Origin of the sequence: Microcoleus sp. bin48.metabat.b7b8b9.023 (genome assembly GCF_013299185.1) — a bacterium.
Taxonomy (GTDB): domain Bacteria; phylum Cyanobacteriota; class Cyanobacteriia; order Cyanobacteriales; family Microcoleaceae; genus Microcoleus.
The window spans coordinates 34,385-61,067 of record NZ_JAAFKG010000012.1; the positions used below are offsets into that span (position 1 = coordinate 34,385).

The 26,683-nt window shown below is 45.2% G+C and carries 22 protein-coding genes; 10 read left to right on the forward strand and 12 right to left on the reverse strand.

The features are described from left to right. Positions 1 to 5: 5 nt before the first annotated feature. The gene (locus QZW82_RS09550) at positions 6 to 578 is read right to left on the reverse strand and encodes a pseudouridine synthase (protein WP_293147419.1); all 573 of its coding nucleotides are present in this window, start codon (positions 576 to 578) and stop codon (positions 6 to 8) included. A 203-nt stretch (positions 579 to 781) separates the two neighbouring features. On the opposite strand from QZW82_RS09550, the gene wecB reads away from it, so the two are divergent. Further along, positions 782 to 1,897: a UDP-N-acetylglucosamine 2-epimerase (non-hydrolyzing) gene (gene wecB / locus QZW82_RS09555; RefSeq protein ID WP_293147421.1), complete on the forward strand. Its 1,116-nt coding sequence runs from the start codon at positions 782 to 784 to the stop codon at positions 1,895 to 1,897. Positions 1,898 to 2,233: 336 nt separating this feature from the next. On the opposite strand, the gene QZW82_RS09560 is transcribed toward wecB, so the two are convergent. Both QZW82_RS09560 and QZW82_RS09565 read right to left on the reverse strand, forming a co-directional pair. After that, the gene (locus tag QZW82_RS09560; protein ID WP_293147423.1) at positions 2,234 to 2,764 is read right to left on the reverse strand and encodes a hypothetical protein; all 531 of its coding nucleotides are present in this window, start codon (positions 2,762 to 2,764) and stop codon (positions 2,234 to 2,236) included. Between the two features lie 8 nt (positions 2,765 to 2,772). After that, the gene (locus tag QZW82_RS09565; protein ID WP_293147425.1) at positions 2,773 to 3,270 is read right to left on the reverse strand and encodes a TIGR00725 family protein; all 498 of its coding nucleotides are present in this window, start codon (positions 3,268 to 3,270) and stop codon (positions 2,773 to 2,775) included. Between the two features lie 156 nt (positions 3,271 to 3,426). Here QZW82_RS09565 and QZW82_RS09570 point away from each other — a divergent pair, with 156 nt between their 5' ends. The 3 genes from QZW82_RS09570 to QZW82_RS09580 all read left to right on the forward strand — a co-directional run bounded on the left by QZW82_RS09570 (position 3,427) and on the right by QZW82_RS09580 (position 4,331). Further along, positions 3,427 to 3,684, forward strand: coding sequence for a type II toxin-antitoxin system ParD family antitoxin (locus QZW82_RS09570; RefSeq protein ID WP_293147426.1), 258 nt, complete (start codon positions 3,427 to 3,429; stop codon positions 3,682 to 3,684). 106 nt (positions 3,685 to 3,790) lie between these two features. Then, entirely contained in the window at positions 3,791 to 4,000 is a 210-nt protein-coding gene (locus tag QZW82_RS09575; RefSeq protein WP_293147427.1) for a toxin-antitoxin system, antitoxin component, Xre family protein, read from the forward strand. Beyond that, the gene (locus tag QZW82_RS09580; RefSeq protein WP_293147429.1) at positions 3,987 to 4,331 is read left to right on the forward strand and encodes a type II toxin-antitoxin system PemK/MazF family toxin; all 345 of its coding nucleotides are present in this window, start codon (positions 3,987 to 3,989) and stop codon (positions 4,329 to 4,331) included. Before QZW82_RS09575 ends, QZW82_RS09580 begins: the two co-directional genes overlap by 14 nt. Positions 4,332 to 4,423: 92 nt before the next feature. Here QZW82_RS09580 and QZW82_RS09585 read toward each other — a convergent pair whose 3' ends face one another. Both QZW82_RS09585 and QZW82_RS09590 read right to left on the reverse strand, forming a co-directional pair. After that, on the reverse strand, positions 4,424 to 4,783 hold the full coding sequence (locus QZW82_RS09585; protein WP_293147430.1) for a DUF5615 family PIN-like protein: 360 nt from the start codon (positions 4,781 to 4,783) through the stop codon (positions 4,424 to 4,426). Continuing rightward, complete coding sequence (locus tag QZW82_RS09590) at positions 4,767 to 5,018, reverse strand: DUF433 domain-containing protein (protein WP_293147432.1); 252 nt, start codon at positions 5,016 to 5,018, stop codon at positions 4,767 to 4,769. The genes QZW82_RS09585 and QZW82_RS09590 overlap by 17 nt, the downstream gene beginning before the upstream one ends. Positions 5,019 to 5,251: 233 nt before the next feature. Here QZW82_RS09590 and QZW82_RS09595 point away from each other — a divergent pair, with 233 nt between their 5' ends. Together QZW82_RS09595 and QZW82_RS09600 are read left to right on the forward strand one after the other, a co-directional pair. After that, on the forward strand, positions 5,252 to 5,575 hold the full coding sequence (locus QZW82_RS09595; protein ID WP_293147434.1) for an addiction module toxin RelE: 324 nt from the start codon (positions 5,252 to 5,254) through the stop codon (positions 5,573 to 5,575). Next, complete coding sequence (locus QZW82_RS09600; RefSeq protein ID WP_293147436.1) at positions 5,572 to 5,829, forward strand: type II toxin-antitoxin system Phd/YefM family antitoxin; 258 nt, start codon at positions 5,572 to 5,574, stop codon at positions 5,827 to 5,829. The genes QZW82_RS09595 and QZW82_RS09600 overlap by 4 nt, the downstream gene beginning before the upstream one ends. A 361-nt stretch (positions 5,830 to 6,190) precedes the next feature. Here QZW82_RS09600 and QZW82_RS09605 read toward each other — a convergent pair whose 3' ends face one another. The 3 genes from QZW82_RS09605 to QZW82_RS09615 form a co-directional block, all read right to left on the reverse strand. Further along, complete coding sequence (locus tag QZW82_RS09605) at positions 6,191 to 7,585, reverse strand: Ig-like domain-containing protein (protein WP_293147438.1); 1,395 nt, start codon at positions 7,583 to 7,585, stop codon at positions 6,191 to 6,193. Further along, the gene (locus QZW82_RS09610) at positions 7,512 to 11,501 is read right to left on the reverse strand and encodes a S8 family serine peptidase (protein ID WP_293147440.1); all 3,990 of its coding nucleotides are present in this window, start codon (positions 11,499 to 11,501) and stop codon (positions 7,512 to 7,514) included. Before QZW82_RS09610 ends, QZW82_RS09605 begins: the two co-directional genes overlap by 74 nt. Positions 11,502 to 12,127: 626 nt before the next feature. Next, on the reverse strand, positions 12,128 to 13,012 hold the full coding sequence (locus tag QZW82_RS09615; protein WP_293147442.1) for a 4-hydroxybenzoate solanesyltransferase: 885 nt from the start codon (positions 13,010 to 13,012) through the stop codon (positions 12,128 to 12,130). Between the two features lie 226 nt (positions 13,013 to 13,238). Here QZW82_RS09615 and QZW82_RS09620 point away from each other — a divergent pair, with 226 nt between their 5' ends. Together QZW82_RS09620 and QZW82_RS09625 are read left to right on the forward strand one after the other, a co-directional pair. Beyond that, complete coding sequence (locus tag QZW82_RS09620; protein WP_293147444.1) at positions 13,239 to 14,855, forward strand: Ppx/GppA phosphatase family protein; 1,617 nt, start codon at positions 13,239 to 13,241, stop codon at positions 14,853 to 14,855. Positions 14,856 to 15,052: 197 nt separating this feature from the next. Continuing rightward, complete coding sequence (locus tag QZW82_RS09625) at positions 15,053 to 16,486, forward strand: YdiU family protein (protein WP_293147446.1); 1,434 nt, start codon at positions 15,053 to 15,055, stop codon at positions 16,484 to 16,486. Positions 16,487 to 16,697: 211 nt separating this feature from the next. Here the strand turns inward: QZW82_RS09625 and QZW82_RS09630 are convergent, their stop codons facing one another. The 3 genes from QZW82_RS09630 to QZW82_RS09640 all read right to left on the reverse strand — a co-directional run bounded on the left by QZW82_RS09630 (position 16,698) and on the right by QZW82_RS09640 (position 21,621). After that, positions 16,698 to 19,028, reverse strand: a complete 2,331-nt coding sequence (locus QZW82_RS09630; RefSeq protein ID WP_293147448.1) for a serine/threonine-protein kinase — start codon at positions 19,026 to 19,028, stop codon at positions 16,698 to 16,700. A 5-nt stretch (positions 19,029 to 19,033) separates the two neighbouring features. Then, positions 19,034 to 19,198: a hypothetical protein gene (locus QZW82_RS09635; protein ID WP_293147450.1), complete on the reverse strand. Its 165-nt coding sequence runs from the start codon at positions 19,196 to 19,198 to the stop codon at positions 19,034 to 19,036. Between the two features lie 224 nt (positions 19,199 to 19,422). After that, on the reverse strand, positions 19,423 to 21,621 hold the full coding sequence (locus QZW82_RS09640) for a tetratricopeptide repeat protein (protein ID WP_293147452.1): 2,199 nt from the start codon (positions 21,619 to 21,621) through the stop codon (positions 19,423 to 19,425). Between the two features lie 758 nt (positions 21,622 to 22,379). Here QZW82_RS09640 and mnmE point away from each other — a divergent pair. Further along, positions 22,380 to 23,765: a tRNA uridine-5-carboxymethylaminomethyl(34) synthesis GTPase MnmE gene (gene mnmE / locus QZW82_RS09645; RefSeq protein WP_293147454.1), complete on the forward strand. Its 1,386-nt coding sequence runs from the start codon at positions 22,380 to 22,382 to the stop codon at positions 23,763 to 23,765. Positions 23,766 to 24,143: 378 nt separating this feature from the next. Here the strand turns inward: mnmE and QZW82_RS09650 are convergent, their stop codons facing one another. After that, positions 24,144 to 25,682, reverse strand: coding sequence for a SagB/ThcOx family dehydrogenase (locus tag QZW82_RS09650; protein WP_293147456.1), 1,539 nt, complete (start codon positions 25,680 to 25,682; stop codon positions 24,144 to 24,146). A 229-nt stretch (positions 25,683 to 25,911) separates the two neighbouring features. On the opposite strand from QZW82_RS09650, the gene QZW82_RS09655 reads away from it, so the two are divergent. Continuing rightward, entirely contained in the window at positions 25,912 to 26,433 is a 522-nt protein-coding gene (locus QZW82_RS09655; protein ID WP_293147458.1) for a pentapeptide repeat-containing protein, read from the forward strand. Positions 26,434 to 26,683: the final 250 nt, after the last annotated feature.

Consider the following 26,683-nt stretch of genomic DNA (forward strand, 5'->3'; position numbering starts at 1 on the left):
TTAGTTCACAATAGTTTGATTTCTGTTGGAGTTATTTCGCGCCATTCACCGGGTTTGAGCCCTTCTAGACGCAAATGCCCGATCGCACTTCTCACCAGCCGCAGCGTCGGAAACCCCACTGCTGCCGTCATCCGGCGCACTTGGCGGTTGCGCCCTTCTGTAAGAGTCATTTCCAGCCAAGCTGTGGGAATGTGTTTGCGAAATCGAATCGGGGGTTCGCGGGGCGGTAATTGAGGTTCTGCGGACAATAATTGCACTTTTGCCGATCGAGTCCGATAATCTTGAATTGTGACACCAGTTTCTAAACGGGCGATCGCGCCTGCATCAGGAATCCCTTCCACCTGCACCAAGTAAGTGCGGGGATGAGCGAATTTTGGATCGCTGAGGCGGTGCTGCATTTGTCCGTCATCGGTTAACAGTAGCAAACCTTCACTATCGCGATCGAGCCTCCCGACCGCATAAACATCAGGAATCGGAATATAATCTTTCAGGGTTCTGCGCTTAGCTTCCCCTGAATTATCAGTGAATTGAGTTAAAACATCGTAAGGTTTGTAAAATAAAATGTAACGATAAGGCATAACCACTTAAAAAATAAAAATGTACCAACTGAAACAATATAACTCCCCCAAAAAATACACTTTTTCTTTCTCCTTTCTCCCTCTGCGCCCTCTGTGGCCTCTGCGGTTCATAAAAAAATAAATATTGTCAACCAACGATTCAAACCTGCCATAAAATCTTCAGCCTGTAAGAGCCTCACCAATCTAAACTACCCAATTTTACCATGCCCAAAACCATTCACCGCATTTGCATCGTTCTAGGAACGCGCCCCGAAGCAATCAAACTAGCCCCAGTAATTCAACTGTTCAAAAAATCGCCCAACTTTGACACCCAAGTAATTTTAACCGGTCAGCACCGAGAAATGGTCGAGCAAGTGATGCAAATGTTCGACCTAAAAGCCGATCGAGATTTAGCAATTATGCAGCACCAGCAAAGCTTGACGGATATCACTTCCCGGAGTTTGCATGGTTTGGAAGCGTTGTTTAAAGAGTTGCAGCCCGACATCGTCTTAGTACAGGGCGACACAACGACAGCCTTTGCCGCAGCCTTGGCTGCATTCTACCAAAAAATACCAGTAGGTCACGTAGAAGCCGGATTGCGGACTGACGATATGTTCAATCCCTATCCCGAAGAAGCTAACCGGCGGTTGATTTCGCAGCTCACACGGCTGCATTTTGCCCCAACAGCGCTGGCTGCGGAGAATTTAGTGCGATCGGGCGTTTTGGGAGAAATTCACCGTACAGGCAACACAGTAATCGACGCCTTGCTATCAGTCGCCAAACGCGAACCCGAATGCAACATTCCCAACTTAGATTGGAGCCAACATCGCACCATTTTAGCAACAGTCCACCGCCGCGAAAATTGGGGCAAACCATTAGCAGGAATTGCGCGGGCATTCATCCAAATTTTAGATAAATTTCCCGACACAGCCTTGCTCTTACCACTACACCGAAATCCCACAGTGAGGGAACCATTAAAAGCACTTTTAGGCGACCATTCGAGAATCTTTTTAACAGAACCATTAGATTACGCAGAATTAGTAGGAGCGATGCAGAGAAGTCATTTAATCTTGACAGATTCAGGCGGATTGCAAGAAGAAGCACCGAGTTTGGGCAAGCCTGTTTTAGTATTGCGAGAAACCACAGAAAGGCCAGAAGCAGTTTCCGCAGGCACTGCTAAACTTGTCGGTACAAATTCTGATACAATTACAGCAGAAGCCGCAGAATTGCTGAGTGATTCTAAAGCTTACGACGCGATGGCAATGGCAATCAATCCCTTTGGCGACGGTTTAGCCTCCTCTAGAATTTTGAAAATAGTTGCAGACTACTTTTCTGAGTAAAGATTAATCCTAAAATAGGTTTGTAGTGAGGACTTTAGTCCGCATCAGGTTTGTAGTGAGGACTTTAGTCCGCATCAGGTTTGTAGTGAGGACTTTAGTCCGCATCAGGTTTGTAGTGAGGACTTTAGTCCGCATCAGGTTTGTAGTGAGGACTTTAGTCCGCATCCATAACTAGGACTAAAGTCCTTACTACAAACCAATATGATTGCGTTCATTCTATGGAAAATGAGATAATTTGCGATCGAATAGGGTGCGCCAAAGAGCACCTTACAACTATCAGTTCAAAAACCCGGTTTTTTAGTGAGCGAGTGCGATCGCAAACTAATTTAGATATATTTAAGGAGAGGGAACTTGTGGCCTAAAATTGCTACTGCCTTTATAACCGGATAGAATAGCAAGTTTTTCCAAAGATAGCCTACCGGTGTAATATTTACCGCGAATTTCCCAAGTGGGATAAGCTTTAATATTAGCTGCCTTACACAAATCTGGTTGAGCATCTTTACCTCTGGGATCGCACTCAATGTAAGTAATCGCGGTAAATGCTGGTAAGCCGAAAAGTTCTTGTTGCGTGTGACAGTGCGGACACCAGTAAGCACCGAACATTCTAGCTTTGATAGTCTGCAAATGGGCTGCTAAAGCTATTTGATCCGGCACGGATTCGCTAGTAATCGGCGGGCCTTCTTGTTCGATGACAGGTAATTTGGCAGGAGCAGGAGGCGGAGGAGGAGGGAGGGTTTGTGCTAAAGTTTGAGTAGATTTGTTGCTGAAACTGAACTGTGCAATTCCTCCGTCTGCTTTGGTACTGCCGAAAATGCCCAAAGTTAGGAAAATTGCGATCGCACAAAAGTTAAATTTGCTTAGTCTCATCTGGGATTTCATCTGGGATTTGCTAGGATTTTGCGAGCTTGATTCATAGCCTCTACAGCATTGTTTACCACAAAAATGTTAAAATTGCCTAAGCTTTTAAAGAAAAGTTGACTTTCGGCGTTCTCATTTAACAAGATAACTTGCTTGTGAGCTTTGAGGGCGAGGGCAATTTCCGAAGCAGTACCCGTGCCCATACCGCAGGCAATTATGACATCTGAAGAAAGAATGTTAATGTTATTTCTGGCATTTCCCATATCGGTGACAATGGCAATATCAACTGCTTCAGAAATGCCGCGAGTATCGTTTCCCGGAAGGATACCGACTGTTAAACCGTTACCAGCTTTTGCTCCTTTGTTGGCCGCCTCCATGACGCCGACATTTCTGCCACCAGTTAGCAATATCCATCCAGCTTCGGCGATGAGTTGTCCGAGTTGATAGGCATTTTCTAAGTCAGTTGATGTGGCACTTTCGCCTGGGCCCATGATACCGATGATAATTTTTTTCATAGTTTATGGGTGAGTATATTGCATTTTTGAAATGGCCAGATCCTTTTTTCATTTTATTATTAAAAGATTACTGGCTGTAAGAATTGACAAAAAATGGCAAAATCTGCCATAATTAAGATAACGAGTTAAATGAGGTAAGTAATACCCGTGACAAGCATGAATATTTCTCTGCCTGACTCTATGCGAACTTATATAGAAGAACAGGTAGCCCAAGGTGGTTACAGTACAGCTAGCGAGTATTTCCGCGAGTTAATTCGCCAAGACCAAAAACGCAAAGCTTCAGAACGTTTGGAAGCGATGTTATTAGAGGGTTTGGAATCTGGAAATCCTACGGCGATGACGGAGGAAAATTGGATGGAGATTCGTCAAGCTGTGCGATCGCGCATTTCCCAGAATCAGGGGTTGCAGGAATAAAAATGACCTCGTTCCAAAAACGTCCGCAAGTTATCCGCGAGTTGATTGAATTAGCTACTTACCTTAAAGTATATGCTATGTTGTCATTAAAAAAGTGAAAAATAACATGAGTGTCGCCCAAAATCCTGAAACAAAGCTGATGGAAAAAATCCGCAGTTTACCGCCAGATAAAATCACGGTATTAGAAGATTTTATCGACTTCCTATTAACGCGAAGTGAAGCTCGTCTTCTCGTTTATACAGCGACTAAACTCTCAGAAGCAGCTTTTGCTAAAATTTGGGATAACCCAGAGGATGCGGAATATGACGAGTTATAATTTTGGTGATGTGGTTTTAGTTCCGTTTCCTTTTACCGATCAAACTACAAATAAAAAACGTCCAGCAGTTGTGATTAGTTCTGACGTTTATAATGTAGAATATCCCGATCGCATTCTGATGGGTATAACGAGTCAAGTTAGCAGTAGCCCGAAAGTCGGTGATATCACGATCGCAGATTGGCGAGGGGCTGGGCTTCTAAAAGCGTCTATGATTAAGCCTGTTATTACGACAATTGAGGTGCAACTGATTATCAAAAAACTGGGAAGGCTTCAAGATGTAGATATCCAGTCTTTGAAAGAGGGATTGATTGGAATTATAGGTAATAATTGAGCGATCGCCCTTCTGAATTGTTAGAAAGGGCGATCGATCTTTTTTAACCGCAGATGGACGCAGATTAACGGGGATGTCAGAAGGGCGATCGATCAAGGACTAATGGAAACAACATCCCCAGCATCATTAATGCGAACTGCGGAACCTGCTGGCAGCGACGATATCATAGTGCTAACTTGTCTCATTAAAGGTACAAGATGGTCGGGTCTCGTACTGCTAGAATCTAACACCACAATTGTAATAGCACGATTTGCTAAATTTTGTTGATAGGGAAGATTTTTATCAGCCGTGATAAAAACATCAAAAGGATGATTCTCCGATCGATCCAGAATTTCCCTGTCTTTTAGCCCTCTCCACCCCATATCATAAACATTGCTGATTGAATGACCCTCGTCTAAGAAAGGCTGCTTGAGTTTTTGACTCAAAAGATTTTCATCAAGCAATATAAGCATTTGAATCACTTTCTAGCGAGAGCATCATCTTAGTGAGATTTTCTAGCACTTTAATTGCTTGACTTTCTAGGTAAGGAAAATCATTAATAAATTCTGTGAAACCGCTTTCACCTTCTAGGTAATCGAAAAAAGTTTTTAAGGGAACGCGAGTTCCGACAAATACGGGGACACCGCTCATAATTTCTGGATCGCGGTGAATAATTCCTTTTCTTTGCAGTAATTCTTCTATTTTCACGGGCTTTACTCCTTTATATCAAAAGAAGTGGGCAAGTCTAGCTGTAACTGATCGGTAATTATATCATAATTTAGAAAAAGAGATCGCCATTCTGAATTATTAGAAAGGGCGATCGATCTTTTTTGACCGCAGATTAACGCGGATTAACGCTGAGGTAAGAAGGGCGATCATTCATTTTATGAATGACGATCGCCCTTTTGGTCTAATATGAATGATCATGACCTTAACTAAGCATGACACCTCAGCAGAAGTTTGAAATTATCTTTACACGGCCAGTATTCCAGCATCTCGCAGCGATCGATCGCAAGTATTATTCATTAATCCGCAGTACAATAGAAGAGCAGTTAAGCTACGAACCAGAGGTAGAAACGCGCAACCGCAAACCTTTACTGGAACCTTCTGAACTAGGTGCTACTTGGGAGTTACGATTTGGGCCGAGTAATCGGTTCCGGGTGTTTTACGAGACTAACCTTGATACCTATGAGGTTTATATCTTGGGAATTGGGGTAAAAGTTGGCAATCAGTTATTCATAGGAACAGAGCAGACTGAATCATGAAAATAGTTTCTTTAGCTGAAATTATAGCAAAATTTGCTGATTACTTGAATGCCGATCGCGGAGAGCCAATTTTAATTACTGAAAACGGTCAACCAGTAGCGGCAATGACTTTAATTAGAGATCCCGAAGCTCTAGAGCGTTTCTTGTTGGCTAACAATCCAAAATTCAATCAAATTTTGGATAAATCTCGGCAAAGTTTGAAAGAAGAGGGAGGATTGAAGTCGGAGGATTTCTGGAATTTAGTGGATGAATGAGCTTTGTTGGAGACTCAATAGGAGTAAATTTAAGAGATGGCGATCGCCCTTTTGGATTGTTAGAAAGGGCGATCGTTCTTTTTTGACCGCAGATAGACGCTGATTAACGCGGATGCAAGAAGGGCGATCGATAGTTTGATGAATTATGGGCGATCGCCCTTCTGAATCTAGCTGAGAAAGGACGATCGCCTTTGTCTGCCATATTCCGCACCCTCAACAGTCAGAATAGCTATACAAATAAAGTCCGACAGGAAATTAATTCCCTGTCGGACTTTATCAAAACCGGATTTCTTAGCTACTTTTTCCCGTTTGGATTGACAGATCGTACTTATAAATGCAGCGCCAATCCTTCAGGTTATTGTTAGATAAAGAAATTGGTGACGGGAATACTGCCCAAAGCGGGTAACGTCCCGGTATATCCGGTTAAGTTGATAACTAAATCGTTACCAGCCTGAAAACCAGCAGTACCATCATTAATCACAAGGTAAGTACCGGCGATCGAAGCCGTTGTGACTACAACTAAAGCAGCGCTATTAATTCCGAGAGCTTGGTTTCCGGCTAATGCTCCATTAGCATCAGTAAACACTTGAGTTACAACATTTTCTAAGGTAGTAGCAGCGCTGTTAGCAGCACGGCTAAAGCTACTGGGGGCATTCATAGCTGCTCCACCTTGAGTCAGCAAGTCGATTTTATCACTGCCGATCGCCAAATCGGTAATGCGATCGCTCCCGGATACAGGGGATTGTCCAAACTGGAAGAGGAAGGTATCCGCACCCGTACCACCCGTTAGAGTATCTTGACCGGCCCCCCCGTTGAGCGTATTATTGGCCGCGTTACCTGCAATAGTGTTGCCTAAGCCGTTGCCCGTGCCGTTAATCGCCGTAGTGCCAGTTAAGGTAAGGTTTTCCACTTCTGCCGGTAAGGTGTAGGTGACAGAAGATTGCACCAAGTCGGTTCCTTGAGCTGCAAGTTCAGTGACGATATCTCCGACACTATCGACAACATAAATATCGTTCCCCAATCCGCCTTTAAGTTGGTCGTTTCCGAGCCCTCCATCTAAACGATCGTTATCATTGCCACCATCCAAAATGTCGTTTCCTGCACCCCCGTTGAGGGTATCGTTGCCGGCTAATCCATTGATGATATCTGCATTGGCAGTTCCGGTTAAGTTATCAGCGCCAGCAGTGCCATTAATAGCCGCGGTTCCCTGAGTTTTGAAATTCCAAGTGCTATTTCCGGTAATGCCAGCATAATTGTTGCCAGCAATATCTTTAATTGCACCGCTGGCAATTTCCACGTAATAATCAGTGCCTTGCCCTAAATCTGCTGTGGGGTTAATCGTGAGTTGAGTACCACTAACTGTGACATTAGCAGCAGTTACCGCGATGGTTTCTACAACTGAATTATCAGACAGTTTCTTGATAACAAGATTGCCAGTGCCTTTTTTAATGGCTTCGCTGAAGTTGACAACTAAGTTAGCACCAACGGCAACGCCTGTGGCATTATCGACGGGAGTGAAACTGCTGGCTGTGGGTGCGATGGTATCGGCTGGTGCAACAGTTTTGAAATTCCAAGTGCTATTTCCGGTAATACCAGCATAATTGTTGCCAGCAATATCTTTAATTGCACCGTTGGCAATTTCCACGTAGTAATCAGTGCCTTGCCCTAAATCTGCTGTGGGATTAATCGTTGAAATTCCAAGTGCTATTTCCGGTAATACCAGCATAATTGTTGCCAGCAATATCTTTAATTGCACCGTTGGCAATTTCCACGTAGTAATCAGTGCCTTGCCCTAAATCTGCTGTGGGATTAATCGTGATTTGAGTACCGCTAACTGTGACATTAGCAGCAGTTGCCGCGATGGTTTCTACAACTGAATTATCAGACAGTTTCTTGATGACCAGATTGCCAGTGCCTTTTTGGATGGCTTCGCTGAAATTGACAACTAAGTTAGCACCAACGGCAACTCCTGTGGCATTATCGACGGGAGTGAAACTGCTGGCTGTCGGTGCGGTTGTATCGGCAGTAATAACTGTTCCTGTTCCTTGGAAGGTATAACCAGGAGAAGTATTTTTACTACTAAAGTTGACCTTGGCATTACCTGTAGTAAAAGTAGGTAACGCGGTGAAGTTGGCTTTGTATAGGGTGGTCGGTGAAGCCACGTTTGGCCAAGCTGCACCAGAGAAATTCAGCCAAGCCACATTAATCACTTTATCAGTGGAGGCGTCGTTATCTTCATCCAGGGTGTCTGTTTCTGGAGTACCGATAGTAGGTGCTACGGGAGTTGACAATACCCCTGGATTCGCAAAATTGACAAAATTAAGCTTAGAAGAGTCGTAGTGCAGTTTAAATCCGAAGGAGGATGCCAGGGTGCTGTTGTTATCCGATGTAGAATACCTGGCATCAATTGCAACGGAACTACCCGGAGCTACATTCTGAGTGGTGGCGATCGCGGTAATATTTTGGGTAGCGCCACTATTAGTAATTACGCTATTACTAGATGCAGGGGCTGTGGGCAGATAGGAGCTTAAGAATTGCTGAATCTGAGTCGCAGTAGTGCGAGTAGCACCAGTACCAATGACTCCATTAGTTAGGGTAGTACCAGTAAAACCAAACAGATATCGAGCAATCAAAACCCCGTCCGTGGCTCCCTGTGCAGTACCGTTGCCATCGGCATCTAGCATCGTCGTCCGACCATTTTCTAGGTAAGTTTGTATGTCTGTAGCAGTAGTGCGAGTAGCACCAGTACCAATCGCCCCATTCGTGAGGGTAGTACCAGTAAAACCAAACAAATGGCGTGCAATCAAAACCCCGTCGCTGGCTCCCTGGGCTGCATTATTACCATCAGCATCTAAACTGACCGGTGGTGCCAGAGTCAAGACTGCGGATGTGGGTGAAAAGCTATATCCAGGGGAGGCGTTATTACTGCTAAAGTTAATGTTTGTGCCTGTGTAAGTGGATGATGCCGTGAAGTTAGCTTTGTATAAGTTAGCGGGTAGAGGAGTATTCGGCCAAGCCGTACCAGAGAAATTCAGCCAAGCCACATTAATTACTTTATCGGTGGCGGGGTCATTATCTTCGTTCCCGGTGTCTGTCTCGGTCGTACCGATAGTCGGCGTTACGGGAGATGACAGCGGATTCGTAAAATTGACAAAGTTGAGTTGTGAGGAGTTGTAGTGCAGCTTAAATCCGAAGGAGGATGCTAGGGTGCTGTTGTTATCGGATGTCGAATATTTGACATCGACTCCAACGGAGTTATTTGGCCTGAAGCCTTTGGTAGTTTGATTTCCGGCGGTAGCACTATCAAAATCAGGTGTAATTGTCTGTAGTAGCCCGCCGACGGTTTTGAAATTCCAGGTGCTATTGCCAGTAATACCAGCATAATTGTTGCCAGCAATATCTTTAATTGCACCGCTGGCAATTTCCACGTAGTAATCAGTGCCTTGCCCTAAATCTGCTGTGGGATTAATCGTAAGTTGAGAGCCACTAACTGTGACATTAGCAGCAGTTGCCGCGATGGTTTCTACAACCGAATTATCAGACAGTTTCTTGATGACCAGATTGCCAGTGCCTTTTTGGATAGCTTCGCTGAAATTGACAACTAAGTTAGCGCCAACGGCAACTCCTGTGGCATTATCGGCGGGGCTGAAACTGCTAGCTGTGGGTGGGGTGATATCGGCAGCGGTGGCAGTTGTGAAATTCCAAGTGCTATTTCCGGTAATACCAGCATAATTGTTGCCAGCAATATCTTTAATTGCACCGTTGGCAATTTCCACGTAGTAATCAGTGCCTTGCCCTAAATCTGCTGTGGGATTAATCGTGAGTTGAGTACCACTAACTGTGACATTAGCAGCCGTTACCGCGATGGTTTCTACAACCGAATTATCAGACAGTTTCTTGATGACCAGATTGCCAGTGCCTTTTTGGATAGCTTCGCTGAAATTGACAACTAAGTTAGCACCAACGGCAACTCCTGTGGCATTATCAGCGGGAATGAAACTGCTCGCTGTCGGTGCGGTTGTATCACCAGTTGTAGCGATATTAAGTTGAATCGAACCGGTATTACTGGTATAACCATCAACAGCAATTTGATAGGTGGTTCCGGCTGTAGCATTCAAGTCGATCAGGCTAGTGAAATTTCCTCCCCCATCATCATTAGAGGCAATCCAATTGAGGTTATTAACCGCCGAGCCTGTAAAAATGGACAAGTAAGTATCAAAATTACTGCCCTTTGTGTCTACAACAAAAGTTCCGCTACTGGGTGCAGTCCAAGACCACCATACCGAGTTTATTGTCCCATGTTGGCTGGGTTCACCTACTTCTGAGGTTGCTCCAGTATTTGAGCCTGTTCTACTCGCAGGTACGCCACTTAGCAGAATCCGGTTAGCAAAGTTATCATTCGATGGTGCTGGGGTAGATGCCGCCAAAGCATTGTTAATGTTCAACCTACCTCCTGAAACAGTCTTACCATTCAAAGCGGAGATAGGATCGGTTGTTTGCAGCAGCTTGTCTTTAACTTGCTGTGCTGTCCAAGTGGGATTTTGAGACCATAGCAAAGCCGCCGCCCCGGTGACATGGGGAGATGCCATTGATGTCCCAGAATAAGTGGCATAATTTCCTCCGGGTGTGGTGCTATAAATATCAGATCCAGGCGCTCCTAAATCTACAGTGGTGGCTCCATAGTTGGAGAAATAGGAGAGTCCATCGGTGCGGGTGGTTGAGGCAACAGAGATAATATTAGATAGGTTGTAGCTGGCAGGATAAGCAGGCGTTATGTCGGTATTCTGTGCACTATTACCCGCTGCTGCAATAAATAAAGCTCCCTGTTGTCCGGCAGTATTGATGGCATCGGATAGGGCTTGACTATAGCCCCCGCCTCCCCAAGAGTTGTTAGTAAGTTTGACTCCCTTCGCCGTTGCATAGTTAATGGCGAGAATTGCATTGGATGTATCGCCCGAACCACTATCATTTAAAAACTTAAGTGGCATAATCTTGGCATTCCAGGCAACGCCGGTCACACCAACACTGTTGTTGCCTTTTCCGGCAATGGTTCCCGAAACATGGGTACCGTGTCCCTGCACATCCATCGGGTTATTGTCGTTATAGGCAAAGTCCCAGCCGCGAGTGTCATCTATATATCCGTTATTGTCGTTATCGATGCCATCTCCGGCGATTTCCCCTGGATTTGTCCAGATATTGCCCACTAAATCGGGGTGGTTGTAATCAACTCCCGTATCAATAACGCCGATAACTAAGTTGGGGTTTCCTTTTTGAATATCCCAGGCTTCCGGGGCGTCGATGTCTGCATCGGCTGTTCCCCCACTTTGACCTGTGTTGTTTAGTCCCCATAATTGGGAATAGCCTGGGTCATTGGGAGTTGTGGCTTGGGGTGTAATTGTTGCTAATTTTTCTTGAGCAGGACTGGTTTTTTGGATATCTTCAAGGGTGATAATATAATCCGGCTCTATGTATTCAATGCGAGGATCGTTCTTATAAGCGGATATTGTTTGTTCAACCTTTCCTGAAGGAATCTGCCAAATGTCAATCCCAAGTTGTGAAGCTTTGGCGACGTTGGTCACTCCGATTTCTGCCTGCAAGCTGGTAATTTCACTTGAATTCGCGGTGGGCTTCAGTTTGACTATTACACGATTGGGGTTAAAATTTGTAGCCATGATATCGTATTTTTTCCTTTTTTTCTGGGTGGTGTTTGCTTTTGTCTCGCGTTTACAAATGCACGCAAATTCAACTGAAGAGCCAAAGTTTAGAAAGTCGTTAAACTCGCTTCACTTTCGGTCGCTATGTATCTATGAGCACTGCCCCGGAGTCTTGACATTTAGTTGCAAAACTTTACACAGGGTGTGCGATCGCCCGTAGAACATGACACTGTGAGAATTTTATTTTGTAAATATAAAATTTATACCGCTCAATTTTCTAGAACCACCGCACATTGGCGTAGTTTTTCATACTCATGTATGTAGTTAAGTTTTGCTTACTTCACAAGAATAATATTCGTTATTAGAAGCCACCACATCAGCAATATGTCTAAAGAGTCTAGGCCAATTGGCTTAGTAGGTAAGTATATTTACGTAGCTGAAGCGTAAAAAAGGAGGAAGAAGCGATCGCTCCTCCCCCCGGGATGTACGCAGGGCTGTTTCATTCTCAGGTAAATCATCGTTTTGTAGGGGCGGTGGATGGTGCGTGCCCGCCCTCATGGCTTAAATCGATGTGAATCTCTTCTGTCAAGCTTCAATCATTCGAGTTTCACATCAATTACCTGCGGAACAAGCCCAACAATCAACTAAAAAATCTCCCCAACAATCATTCCCGCCAATATCACAAATCCCACCCAAACATTTTGGCGAAAGATTTCACCGTAAACAGGCTTGGGAATATCGGCTTTTCGCAGTTGACTGTACTGCAAAAACCACAAAATTGCCGCCACACAAATTGCTATCCAAAAACCGACGTGCAAGTGCAGATTGATTCCCATTGCTGCCAATAAACCTACAGTACCAACAAAGAAAAAACCCACAGCATTAGTTACGTTATCCCCGAAAAAGATAGCGCTGGAATTGACGCCCACACGCAAGTCATCTTCTTTGTCGCTCATGGCGTAAACTGTATCAAATCCCATCGTCCACAACACTACAGCGCCCCACAGCAACCAAGTTGCTAATTCTAATTTATTAACGGCGGCACTCCAACTAATTAAAACTGCAAATCCCCAGGCAATTGATAACACTAATTGCGGCACTGGGAAAAATCTTTTTGCTAGCGGGTAGCAAATAATTACTGGTACGGCGCCAACGCATAGCCAGAAGCTTAAAGGATTGAGATAAAATGCGAGAATCGCGGCGCAAGCAAAGGAGATTAAGGCAACTCCTATTCCAGTTTGCACTGTTAGGGCGCGGGATGCTAGGGGGCGCGATCGCGTTCTTTCTACTTCAGGATCGATATCGCGATCCCACAAGTCGTTGATCACGCATCCCGCCGCACTTGTTGCTAAGGTGCCCAACACTATCACACCTACCAATGCTGCGGGCGGCTTTCCCTCTGCTGCTAAAAAGACGGCCCACAGGGCTGGAAGCATTAAAATTAGCCGCCCTGCTGGCTTGTCCCACCTCAAAAGCTTCACGACGGTTAGTAATGTGGATTCGGTTTGGCGATCGGGCTCTTGAAGCATTTTAATTTTAGGTTTTAGATTTTTAACATTAAATGTTATCAAATTTTAGGCAAAATCACCTACTATAGCGGTTCTCAAAAAAGTGATGTATGTCCCGATGCCCTCTTTGCCCCATGCCCGATGCCCGATGCCCGATGCCCTAATTCCCGATTTTTGCTGATTTAATATCCTGCTTAACTGGATTCGTGAAATAATTATAAATATCTGTCAACCCCGATACACTCCAATGGTTAATTCACTTGCTGCTGCGGAGTCAAATCGCATTATTGCCGCTATTGATATGGGTACTAACTCGTTTCACATGGTGGTGGCGCGGATCGATCCGAAATTGCCTGCGTTTGCGATTATTGCTAGAGAAAAAGATACGGTTCGGTTGGGCGATTGCGAGGCTAAAACAGGGTGTTTGAAGTCAGAGGTTATGCAAAGGGCGATCGCAACTTTGCGCCGTTTTCAAGGTATTGCTAAAACTTTTAATGCAGAACAAGTTATAGCTGTGGCTACGAGTGCGGTTCGAGAAGCGCCTAATGGGCGGGATTTTCTCAAACAAGTTGCTGACGAATTAGACTTGAATGTGAGCTTAATTTCCGGACAAGAAGAAGCCCGGAGAATTTATCTCGGCGTACTTTCGGGTATGGAATTTAACAATCAATCGCAGGTGATTATTGATATTGGTGGCGGTTCTACGGAGTTAATTTTAGGAGATAGTTCTGAACCGCGCTGTCTCACGAGTACCAAAATTGGTGCTGTGCGTTTAACAGGAGAATTTGTCAAAACTGACCCGATTAGCCGGGAGGAGTTTTCCTATTTGCAAGCTTATATTCGGATTTCGCTGGAAAGACCGATCGACGAATTGCGATCGCAATTCAAGATAGGCGAAGATCTGCGCTTGATCGGCACTGCTGGAACCATCGAAACTTTGGCTGCAATTAACGCTCGCGAAAAGTTTGGAACCGTTCCCAGTCCGCTGGCTGGATATCAGCTAAGTTTAAAAGATTTGCGCGAGCTAGTCAATCGTTTCCGCAAACTTTCCTACTCCGAAAGGCTGGCCATTCCCGGAATGTCGGATAAGCGGGCGGAAATTATTCTCGCCGGAGCGTTGATTTTGCAGGAAGCGATGGCGTTATTAGGTATGGAATCGCTCACTGTGTGCGATCGATCTTTAAGAGAAGGCGTCATTGTTGACTGGATGCTAAGTCGGGGTTTGATTGAAAACCGCTTGCGCTATCAAGGCTCAATCCGCCAGCGCAGTGTTCTGCACATGGCCCAAAAATATCAAGTTAACTTACAACAAAGTCAAAGAATCGCAGAATTTGCCCTAAATTTGTTCGACCAAACCCAAGGAATTCTGCACAATTGGGGAAGTGAAGAACGCGAGTTGCTGTGGGCGGCATCGATTCTGCACAACAGCGGTTTGTACGTCAGCCATTCGGCGCACCACAAGCATTCTTACTATTTAATTCGCAATGGTGAATTATTGGGATACACTGAAACTGAGATTGAAGTAATTGCCAATATAGCTCGCTATCACCGAAAAAATCCTCCGAAAAAGAAACACGAAAATTTTGTCATTCTCCCGAAAAAATACCGAGAAGTCGTTAGTAAATTGCATCCATTCTTGCGGTTAGCTGTGGCTTTGGATAGGCGGCAGATTGGGGCGATTACTGATTTTAAATGCGAACACCGCCCGGAAGTTCGAGAATTTCACTTGCGGCTGCAACCGCTCAATCCCCATGACGATTGTGCTTTGGAACTGTGGAGTTTGGATTATAAAAAACCGTGTTTTGAGGATGAGTACAATCTCAAATTAGTTGCAACTTTAGAGCCTACTCTCGTTCCTATTTAAATACAAGGTAGAGCAACTGTAGGGTGCGTCAGGCGAAAATAATCTGTCTCTTGTCAAAAAAATCAGTCCTGACGCACCCTGCAATAACTAACCGTAGGGTGCGTCAGTCGCAGATTCTCTGTCTCTCCTTCCAATTTTTACAACTGACGCACCATACAATAATTGCCAATTTGAACATTTTAATATAAAATAGACAAATGTCAAATCCCTTGCTTTCCCTCAACTACGAACCCGCCCTCGAATCCCTCGGTGGCGACTACTTTGATGAAGTCCCGGCGGCAGATTTTCCGCAGCACATCCTCCGTTTCCGCAACGATCGATTATTGCCGACATTGGGCTTAGATCCCGCACAAGTAACCGACGATGATTTCATTCAAGCATTCGGCAAATTTCACTGCGTGCGTCCCTTTCTCGCACTCCGCTACCACGGCTATCAATTCAACGAATACAACCCTAATTTAGGCGACGGTAGAGGCTTTTTGTACGGCCAAGTTCGCGGCACTGATGGTAGGCTTTACGACTTCGGCACTAAAGGTTCCGGCCGCACTCCCTACTCGCGCAGCGCTGATGGTAGACTCACTCTCAAGGGGGGAGTTCGCGAAGTTTTGGCGGCTGAAGCTTTGCACCGATTGGGAGTTCGCACGTCTCGCTGTTTTAGTTTAGTTGAAACGGGTGATGCTTTGTGGCGGGGCGATGAACCTTCTCCGACGCGATCGTCCGTGATGGTGCGTTTTAGCCACTCTCACATCCGCTTTGGCACTTTTGAAAGGCTAAATTATATCCGTCGCCCGGACTTAATTAAAAAACTTTTAGATTTTGTCATTGAATATTATTATCCTGAACTTCATCTAGAAGCTAGCAATTCTGCTATTTCACCGGAAGAAAAATATGCACTTTTTTATGCGGATTTAGTTAAGCGTGTAGCAGAATTGGTCGCTCAGTGGATGGCGGCAGGTTTTTGTCATGCGGTGCTGAATACTGATAATATGTCGATTACTGGTGAAAGTTTTGATTACGGGCCTTTTGCGTTTATTCCGACTTATAATCCGAAGTTTACAGCAGCTTATTTTGACTATTATGGTCTTTATGCTTACGGCAATCAACCGTTTATTTGTCACGGGAATTTGGAGAAGCTTCAGCAACCGCTAGCTGCGGCGATTCCTCAAGTTGATATGGATGCTGCTTTGGCTAAGTTTGGTGGGTATTATAATGCTACTTACCGACAGTTGATGCTCAATAGGTTGGGATTTGAGGATTTGTCTGAGGCTGATGGTGATGAGCTTTTGAAGCTGACAATTAAGATGCTGGCGGAGTCTCAAGTTGATTATCATGATTTCTTTTGTCAATTGCGAAGACAGTTCAATCGCACTTGGCGAGATGATGTCAATCAAATCTTTAGCGAGGCGGAACCCGCGGAGTTGTTAGCACCTTGGCGGGAGTTTTATTGTCACGTTTTGCAAGGTTTGTCGGCGGATGATATGGATAAGATGGCGGATAGGTTGCGGAAGCAAAATCCGGAACAATCGCTGTTGAGGCCGACGATTGAGGCTGTTTGGGAACCGATCGCTCTTGAGGATAATTGGCAACCTTTTTATGATTTGGTTGAGCGAATTCAAAATCCAGAAGGTTAGTAAGGTACGTTGTTGCGATGAAAGCGCTCTTTGCATATATCTATGAAAGAGCGGATTAAAATCTTCACAAGGTACGTAGTTGCGCTTTAGCGCTCTTTTGGATATATACAAGAAAGAGCCGACTAAAGTCTTCACAAAATATGTTATTGCGATAAAAGCGCTATTTGCATATATAAGAAAGAGCGCTGAAGCGCAACTACGTACCTAAGAATTATTTGAGTTTGTCAATCTCAAATTGTGCGTCTTTGTAACCACCGGTAAGTCCTTGATCGAGAAAGATTTTGCCTGCTTTTTCTAAGTCGCTAATTGCTCCTGCTTTGTCTCCTAAGGAGCGGCGTACCATGCCTCTACCGTAGTAAGCACCAGCATAATTCGGATTGATCCGAATGGCTTGCACGTAATCGCCGATCGCACTATTGGAATTATTTAACTGCTGGTAAACCTTGGCCCGATTGGCGTAAGCTTCAGCATCGTTGGGATTGAGCCCGATTGCTGCGGTAAAATCTGCGATCGCCCCCTGTGTATCCCCCCCGGCACTGCGAGCTAAACCGCGATTGCTGAAAGCATTATAATCCTTGGGATTTAGTGTTGTCGCTTGAGTGCAATCGGCAATTGCTTTCGGGTAATCCTTCAAATTTAAATAAGCAATACAGCGATTGTTATAGGGAACCCCATCTTCCTCGCTTAGCGAAATTGCCTGAGTGCAATCGTCAATTGCCGCTTGATGAGCTCCCAAATTCAACTGCGTGCTGCAACGATTCGCGTAAGCATCTCCACTCTTGGGATCGATCGCAATTACCTGACTGTAATCCGCCAATGCTCCCTGATAATCTCCTAGGTGAAAGCGCGCTCTCCCCCGACTGTAGAAAGCATCCACATTCTGAGCATCGAGCTTAATTGCCTCAGTATAATCTCCAATCGCCCCCTGCAAATCGCTGCTCCCAGCCCGAGCCAACCCCCGTGAATGATAAGCTTTAACCAAGTTCGGCTGCAACCGAATTACTTCGCTTAAATCCCCAATTGCCGTCTTGTAATCTTGCATTTCTAAATAAGTCACTCCTCTTTCATAGTAAGCATCAACATCGTTGGGCTGGATCTTCAAAACCTGAGTGTAATCCTCAATCGCTCCGCGCTTGTCGTTGAAATCGCGACGGGCCAGCCCCCGGTTAAAATAAGCCTTAAAATATTGAGGATTGAGAGCGATCGTCTGAGAATAATCGGCAATTGCTTCTTGATATTTTTTTAAATCATAATTAGCATTACCCCGCTGATAAAAACTCTCACCATTGTTAGGATTTAATTGGATTGATTTGTCAAAAGCCTGCAAAGCTGCTGCCGCATCTTGATTGCGAGACTTTGCTACTCCCTTTTCGTAATATTCCTTGGCTTTGATCGGATTTGGGCGGCTGCAATAATTAAACAGAAATACCATAGCAATCGCCCCGCAGCCAGCGAATATCAGCCACCAAAACCGACTTCCCAAACCTGAAGAAAAAGTATTGGAAGACAGTAAGCTCGACGGAGAAATATTTTTATTTTGAGCCGTATTTCCAGGCTCTTGGCGGTGTTTCAGCTTGCTGAGAGCGGCCAAAACTTCCTCAGCCGATGGATAGCGTTTGCTAAATTGGTGGCAGACCATTTTGTCAATTATATTTGCCAGTGCCGGAGAACATTGAGTTCGGTTTCGCCAAACAATTTCCCCAGTGTGAGAAGGACTCGGATCTTGCAATTTTGGCAAATCCGTACCGGGCAAACCAGTGATAGCTTGGATCGCCATCATCCCGACGGCATAGAGGTCGCTGCTAAATTGCGGGTTGCCTTGAAATTGTTCGATCGGCATATAAGCCGGAGTTCCCGTCGCAATTGTGCGCGGAAATTCTGTATCGTACTCGCTGACGTGATTGGCAACTTCTTTAACCGAGCCGAAGTCAATTAAAACTAATTTGCCGTCTGGTTTGCGGCGGATTAAGTTGGACGGGTTAACATCGCGGTGAATCACTCCCTGAGAGTGTACGAAGGCGAGAACTTTTAACACTTCTTCCAACAGATCCAGCACTCTTTCTTCCCGCCAAGGTTGACCGGCCACAATTTCCCGATTGAGGGCGTGACCGGGTACAAATTCTTCTACGAGGTAGAATTGATTGCCTTCTTCAAAATAAGCGAGTAAAAATGGAATTTGATCGTGTTTTCCCAGTTTTTCTAATATTTCTGCTTCTTGTTTAAATAATCGGTAAGCTGTTTTGAGAACTGTGGAAGTGTTGCTGGGAGGGCGCAGTTGTTTGACTACACATTGAGGGTGACCGGGGCGGCGAGTATCGACTGCTAAATAAGTTTGTCCGAAGGCTCCCGAGCTGAGGATTTGGACTACGCGATAACGCCTGTCTAAAAGTTGACCAACCATGTTCATATCGGAATTTGAGAAGTGGTAATTGGTAATTGGTAATTGGTAATTGCGAATTGGTAACTGGGAAGGAGGAGTTGGTAATGGATAATTCGTAGTTGGTGATTTTGCCTGTTTCCTTTTTTGTTCTTGATTTTTCATTTTTGCTAATGACAGTTGGCAGTTGGCAGTTGGCAGTTGGCAGTTGGCAGTTGACGGTTGACGGTTGACGGTTGACGGTTGACGGTTGACTGATAACGGTTGACGGTTGACGGTTGACGGTTGACGGTTGACGGTTGACTGATAACGTTCGCGAGCTGGGACGCTCGCACTACTGACTAATGACTGATTACTAATGACTGATAACGTTCGCGAGCGGGGACAGCACTACTGACTAATGACTGATTACTAATGACTGATAACGTTCGCGAGCGGGGACAGCACTAATGACTAATGACTAATGACTAATGACTAATGACTAATGACTAATAACCAATAACCAATAACCAATAACCAATAACCAATGACTAATGACTAATGACTAATGACTAATAGTTTATTTAGAATCTTTGATCTGTGCTTGTGCGTTTTGAAAACCATCGGCTCTTCCTTGTTCTAGAAACAGTGTTGCAGCTTTCTGAAAATCCTCGATCGCCCCAGCCCGATCTTTGAGTTGGCGGCGGACGAGACCTCGGCTGTAAAAAGCGCTAGCATTGTTGGGGTTGAGCCGTAGCGACTGAGCGAAATCCTCAACCGCTAAAGGGTAATTTTTGAGATCTGAGTAAATAGTACCGCGATTGCTGTAAGCTACGGCATCGCTGGGGTTGAGCTTAATTGCTTGAGTGAAATCTTCGACAGCCCCCTGCTTGTCTCCCGAAGCCTCGCGAGCTAATCCTCGATTGCTGTATGCTTTGGGATTGTTGCTGTTGAGTCCGATCGTCAAACTGCAATCTTCGCTGGCCTTTTGAAATTGCTTTAAATTCAGATGAGCAATGCAGCGGTTGTTGTAAGCTGCTTCATCTTTGGGATCGAGGCGAATTGCTCGGCTGCAATCTTCAATCGCTTTGTCGTAGGTTGCTAAATTTAAGTAAGCGCTGCACCGATTGGTATAAGCATCAACTTGGTTTGGTTCCAATTCGATCGCCCTACTGTAATCTTCCATCGCTCCTTGATAATCTGCTAGATTAAAGCGCGATCGACCGCGACTGTAGTAAACCCCAGCTTCCTTGGGGCTAATTTGAATCGCTTGGGTAAAATCCGCCATTGCTCCGGTTTTGTCGCCGTCGGCCGATCGAGCTAAACCCCGATTGCTGTATGCTGTAGCATCGTTGGGATTGAGCCGAATTGCTTGGGTGTAGTCTTCAATTGCCGCGCGGTAGTCGGCCAAATCGTAATAGGCTAAACCCCGCTGATAATATATGTCACCGTTGTTAGGATTGAGCCGCAATACTTGGGTAAAATCTTCCACAGCCCCCCGCTTGTCGCCGGTGTCGCGGCGGGCCAGAGCTCGATTGTAGATGGCTTTGGTGTGGCTGGGATTAACTTTAAGTGCTTGGGTGTAATCGGCAATTGCTTGCTCGGTGGCGCCCATGTCGTAGCGAACGTTAGCCCGCTTGTAGAAAGTTTCGGCATCGCTGGAATTGAGGGCGATCGCTTGAGTATAATCGGCGATCGCGCCTGTTTTGTCACCTTGCTGGGCCTTGGCAACACCGCGGGCGAACAATTCTTTGGCCCTCGCCGGACTTTGACTGTGCCAAAAGTAAATTATCAGTGCTGTCAATATCGAAGCTGCGGCTATGGCTGCAAACAGCAACAGTTTGGTTGGGCGCTGTCTCGGCTGAAATTGATTTATCGTGTCGGTGATGATGGTGGCTGGCGATCGCCCAGACTCGGATTTTACCGTGATTTGTTGGAGGTCTGCCAAAACTTCGGTGGCTTCGTGATAGCGTTCCTCGCAGTCGGAGCGCACCATTCGATCGATAATATCTGCTAGAGCCGCCGAACAAGTCGCCCGATCGCGCCAGGAAATTTTGCCTTGGCTTTTCAAGGCACTCAGTTCCTCGGGCGATAGTCCCGTTACCGCAAGCTGGGCGATCGTACCTAGAGCGTAAATGTCGCTATTGTAGCGGGGGTTGCCTTGCGATTGCTCGATCGGCACATATAATGTTTCAGCAGCCAACTCCGGTTTTTTTCCCAAAGGCTTTTTAACAGAGTTTGGGGATGTTGGCGCCAACAAATGAGAATTAACGAGCTCCGGGTTAATTTCTTTGTCTAAGCTAAAGTCAACCAACACAAATTTGCCGTCTGACTCGCGTCGAATTGTTCTGTCTGGTTGAATTCGGCGGTGAATGAAACCGTTGGAGTGTATAAACACCAAAACTTCTAATATGGATGATAGCAAAGCAATTACTTGGTCTTGTGCCCAAGGTTCACCAGGTATTAGTTCTTGGCTTAAAGGTTGACCGGCAATAAATTCTTCTATTAAGTATAAACTTTGGTTTTCCTCAAAATACGCCAATAATTCGGGAATTTTGTCGTGTTTGCCCAATTTTTCTATTATTTCTGCATTTCTTTGAAATATAATTTTGACTAATTCTGGAGTTTGCGAATTTGTGCCGAGGAGCCGCATTTCTCTAACCGTGCATTGCGGATAACCGGGACGGTGAGTATCTGCTGCTATATAAGTTTTTCCCACTTCACTTGAGTCTGTGACTTTAATGATGCGGTAACGTCTGTCGAGAAGTTGACCAATCATGCTCTGCCCTCTACCCTGTTAATGTTCGATTATCGCATGAAACCAGGATAGCAAAAAGATTTGGCGGACTAATTTTTTAAGTTCGATCGCGTCGTCACTCGCGCCCAAAAACGGAAGGAGCATCTCATTTTTGTAAAAAGCATTTTTTCTTTGAGCGCAAGCGTCCCCGCTCGCGTATTGTACAATACGCGAGCTCCCGACAGCACTATAAATACAAAAAATACAAAACTGAGATGCTCCCAAAAACGGATACTTGCTTTCGGACACTCGTCGCCCGCTGCTCAAAATTTCCGACTTTTGTTCAATCTGTAGATTCACTGCGCCGCAAGTCAATCTAAAATCTTAAATCTACAATCTAAAATCGACTGAATGGGACTTTCTGGGCGCTCCAGATGGAGGGGTTCGCTAACGGATTGGCGATCGCACTCAAGCGCGGCGGCCACCCTGTTTTAAGATCTTGGAAAAACCTCTCTGAAATTGTTTATCCTGTCTAATGAGATGAGATATAGCCTTTCTCAAAAAAGTGAGGTATAGCCTTTCTCAAAAAGATGAGGTATGACTGACAGCTTACATAACCTCCCAGACAAAGAGGGCTAAAGCCCAACAACGTCCGCGAATCTTTCTGAGAACCGCTATATGCGTGCGATGCCTATGCCCTATGCCCTATGCCCGGTTTGGCCTATGCCCTATGCCCTATGCGTACTTCATCTTAGTGAGAAAGGCTATATATATAACTTTTGAGGCTGTGAATCGTAAAAATGTCTGAATCACTAACAAAAGGAGGAACGATCGCAGCAATTGCCACTGCGATCGTTCCCCAACAAGGCAGCGTCGGCATTGTAAGAGTTTCCGGTGCCGCAGCCTTAAAAATTGCCGAAACCCTGTTTCGCGCTCCAGGAGGGCAAATTTGGGAATCTCACCGCATTCTTTACGGGCACATCCGCCGTCCCAAAACTCAAGAATTAGTCGATGAAGCTTTGTTGTTAATCATGAAAGCGCCACGTTCTTTCACCCGCGAAGATGTGGTGGAGTTTCACTGTCACGGTGGGATTATCGCGGTGCAGCAAGTGTTGCAGTTGTGTTTGGAAAATGGTGCAAGATTGGCGCAGCCGGGAGAGTTTTCGCTCAGGGCTTTTTTGAATGGTAGGTTAGATTTAACTCAAGCTGAAAGCATTGCTGATTTGGTGGGAGCCAAATCGCCCGCAGCCGCGCAAAGTGCTTTAGCTGGTTTGCAGGGAAAATTAGCCCAGCCGATTCGCAAATTAAGAGCAACTTGTTTGGATGTGTTGGCAGAAATTGAGGCGAGAATTGATTTTGAGGAAGATTTGCCGCCCTTAGATGAAGCTAAAACTTGTTTGGAAATCAATCGGATTTTGAACGAATTGTCAAGGATTTTGGCGACGGCAGATCGCGGTGAATTGTTGAGAACCGGTTTGAAAGTGGCGATTGTCGGACGCCCGAATGTGGGAAAGTCGAGTTTGTTGAATTCGTGGAGTAAGAGCGATCGGGCGATCGTCACAGATTTGCCCGGAACGACGCGGGATGTGGTAGAGTCGCAGCTAGTTGTGGGCGGGATTCCGGTGCAGGTGCTCGATACAGCGGGCATTCGGGAAACCGAGGATCGGGTAGAAAAAATCGGTGTAGAGCGATCGCGCGCCGCAGCCAAACAAGCCGATTTAGTCTTGTTGACAATTGACGCAGAATCTGGTTGGACAGCAGGCGATCGGGAAATTTACGAACAAGTAAAACACCGCCAGCTCATTATAATCATCAACAAAATCGACCTAGTAAAAACAATCCCAGAATTACCTTTCACCTCTGAAATTCACCCCGTTGTCACCGCTGCCGCCGCCTTAGATCGAGGTATAGAAGAATTAGAAACAGCCATCTTAGATGCTGTCAGTGGCGGAAATTTGCAAGCAGAAAACTCAGATTTAGCAATCAACCAGCGGCAAGCAGCAGCTTTAACTAGAGCTAAAATTTCGCTGGAAGAATGCACGGATACTATTAACAATAAATTGCCTTTAGATTTTTGGACAATAGATTTGCGCGGCGCAATTCAAGCATTGGGGGAAGTTACGGGGGAAGAAGTGACGGAATCAGTTCTCGATAGAATATTTAGCAAGTTTTGCATAGGAAAATAGTAATTTTAATTGATTTATAACGCTGCTCAGAAAGATGAGGTATGTTGTTGGGCTTCAGCCCTTCTTAGTTTCGTAGAAACCCGGTTTCTCGCCTCCCATGAGTAATCTCTAAAAGTCTACTGAGTGGCCGAGACTTCAGAAACTGGCTTTCTTTAGACCTCTTGCATAAGTCTTTGATCGATCCTTCAACCGCAGATGTCAGACAGATAAACACGGATAAACGCAGATAATTTCAGGGTGTTTTCCGATTTTTGCAAGAGGTCTTTTCTAAACTTCTCGTTACTCAACATAAAACTTCCTAAAAACTCGGTTTCTCGCCCGATTTGGGTAAATTTCATTTAAGTCATATGATGTCTGCTAGAACGATCGCACTCATCCTCACGATCGCGGTCTTCCCAGAGTTGTGATATAAAGCACAGCCTCACTCGTAGGAATACCGAGAACGTCATTCACGAGATCGTCAAAAAAGCCCGCAATACCGCTGACACCCAAACGCAGTTGAATCGCTGCTAAATTCAACCGCTGGCCCAAATGACCCGCATCCATGTGCAAATATCGGTAAGCGCGATCGCCATATTTGGCAACAGCCCTATTCAAATCCGCCGTGTGAAACAACAGCGCCCCCGCATCTCTGCCCAAATCTTGCCCCAAACACAAATAATGCAGCTCCCTGCGGAAATTTTTGAACCGAATTTGCCGCAATTCTTGAGCTTTCGGAGCGTAATAATAACAACCTTCTTCTAACCCATGCACTCCCGAAACCGCAATAAAAGTCTGAATCAAACTCAGATCGAAATAGTCTGGATAACCGTCTAATCCTTGGTCGATATAGTGCTGCGACTGATAAGTAAAATCAAGCAACGCTAGCAGTTCGCCCAAGCTCAAAGAAGCACCTGTATAAGCACGGGTAGAACGCCTCTTCAGCATCGTATTTTCTAAAGTTTCTTGATTCACTCCCCAAGGAATTGAAGGTGTGACAGTCGAAACTTTAGTGCAAAATGGAAAGTTATATTTGTCTTCTAAATCTCCTTCACGTTCATCCAGTTTCCAGCCATCTACTCCAGTGGGATCTGATTCTAACTGTGTCGCTTTATGGAGGTATTCTAAAATTTTACCTTCGGAAATTTTCGGGTAATCTATCGTCGTTTTTCCTGCCAAAGCCGTTTTAAACTTTGGCAAATTTTGGTCGATGTCTAGCAAGTCAGCTAAACCAATTAAACAGATCGCTCCTTCTTGCTGCGAGTCGATATACAGTAATTGATTGACAGCTTCGTCTGCGAATCCTCCAATCAGGTGAGGTCGGTAATCGTTGATGGCGCAAGCTAACTCGATATTGCTCAATAAATGACCAGTGTCGAGAAAGATTCGCCGATAAGCTCTGTCTGCGTAACGCCAAGAAGAACGGAAGAAAACAGTGGTAACGGCGATCGCCAATTGGGTATTTTCTAACACTGGCGATCCGAAACAAGCCACTTGCAGGGCCGGCCAAATTTCGCTGTCCCAAAAATGAACCAGCGAATGAGTTCTGCACTGATAGTTGTAGAGTCCCGCCGGCAACTGTGGCGTACCCCGCGAGATTAAATAAACCTCTGCTGGGTAGAGCCCACCGGCCGATGGTGCCGATCGCAAATACAGGTAGCTGTCATCTACCGTCTGCACCTTCGCCGTCAGCCCGTAGCTGCACAGCAACAAACTGGACAACCGATGCCACCAACTGGCATCATCCGGGGAATTTGGATCGTCTGAGGGGTCTTTTAGATAAGGCTTCAGGTCAAAATACGCGCCAATTTTATATTCTTTGAACGGAACTGGTTGCTCTGTCCAATCTAGCTGTCTGCTTTTGGCAGCAATGGTTTGAGGATCGTATTTCGTCCGTTCGTGGTAGTGCTGTGCAATGGAGGGAGGAAGTTCTGGCATATTTCAGTAGAGGATCAGCTTTGGTTTGTTTATCGATCTTGACATTACTAACGGGAAGCATGGTCGAGCAACCCAGAAATTTACAAATATAAAAAAAATCTTAGAAAAAATACGATCGTTGTTACACAAGCTTAACATAAGAAGATGCCTAGGTATAAATACGCAGAATAATAATCATCAATTATCGTTATGAATTGGCTGCAAAAGCTGTCGTCATTAAGGGATGAAAATGCAAAAGCTAAGCGCTGAGGAATTGCTCGCTCAGTATTCTGAAGGCCAGCGAAACTTTAACGCCGTTGACTTAAGTGGAGATAACTTGTTTCAAGCAGATTTGCCAGAAATAAACCTTTCTGGTAGCGTGCTGACGCGAGCTTATTTGCCCTACGGAAATCTGACTCAAGCCAATCTTTACAAAACACAGTTACAAGATGCTGAATTGGGCGACATTCAACTTTATCAGGCAAATTTGTCGGAAGCTAATCTGTCAGGAGCTAATTTATCTAGAGCAAATTTGCGCCACGCCAATTTGCAAGGAGCAAATTTGTATAAAGCCAATTTACAAGGTGCGGATTTGTACAATGCAGATTTGAGCAATGCCGATTTGAGATATGCTGATTTGAGCCGAACTAATTTGGAGAAAGCAAAGTTAACCAAAGCTCAATTAGCTGGCTGCAACTTATTTCGATCGCGCTTAGTGGATTTGTCCGACGCTGAGTGCGATCGCACTACCATCGGCCCCGAAGGATATTGATTTCGCAGCAGTGCATTTGGGCGATCGCCAAAAAGGGCGTGAAGTGCAGCGATCGTCTGCTGGAATCGCCCTTTTTGATATTTCTTAACATTTCTCGACACCGCTGACAATGTAAGTTACAGTCATAGAGAACTTATTGCCCTTCTCAAAAAGATGAGGTACTCATGGGCATAGGGCATAGGGCATAGGGCATAGGGCATAGGGCATACCTCACTTTTTTTAGAACCGCTATATAGCCGTCTAATCTTGA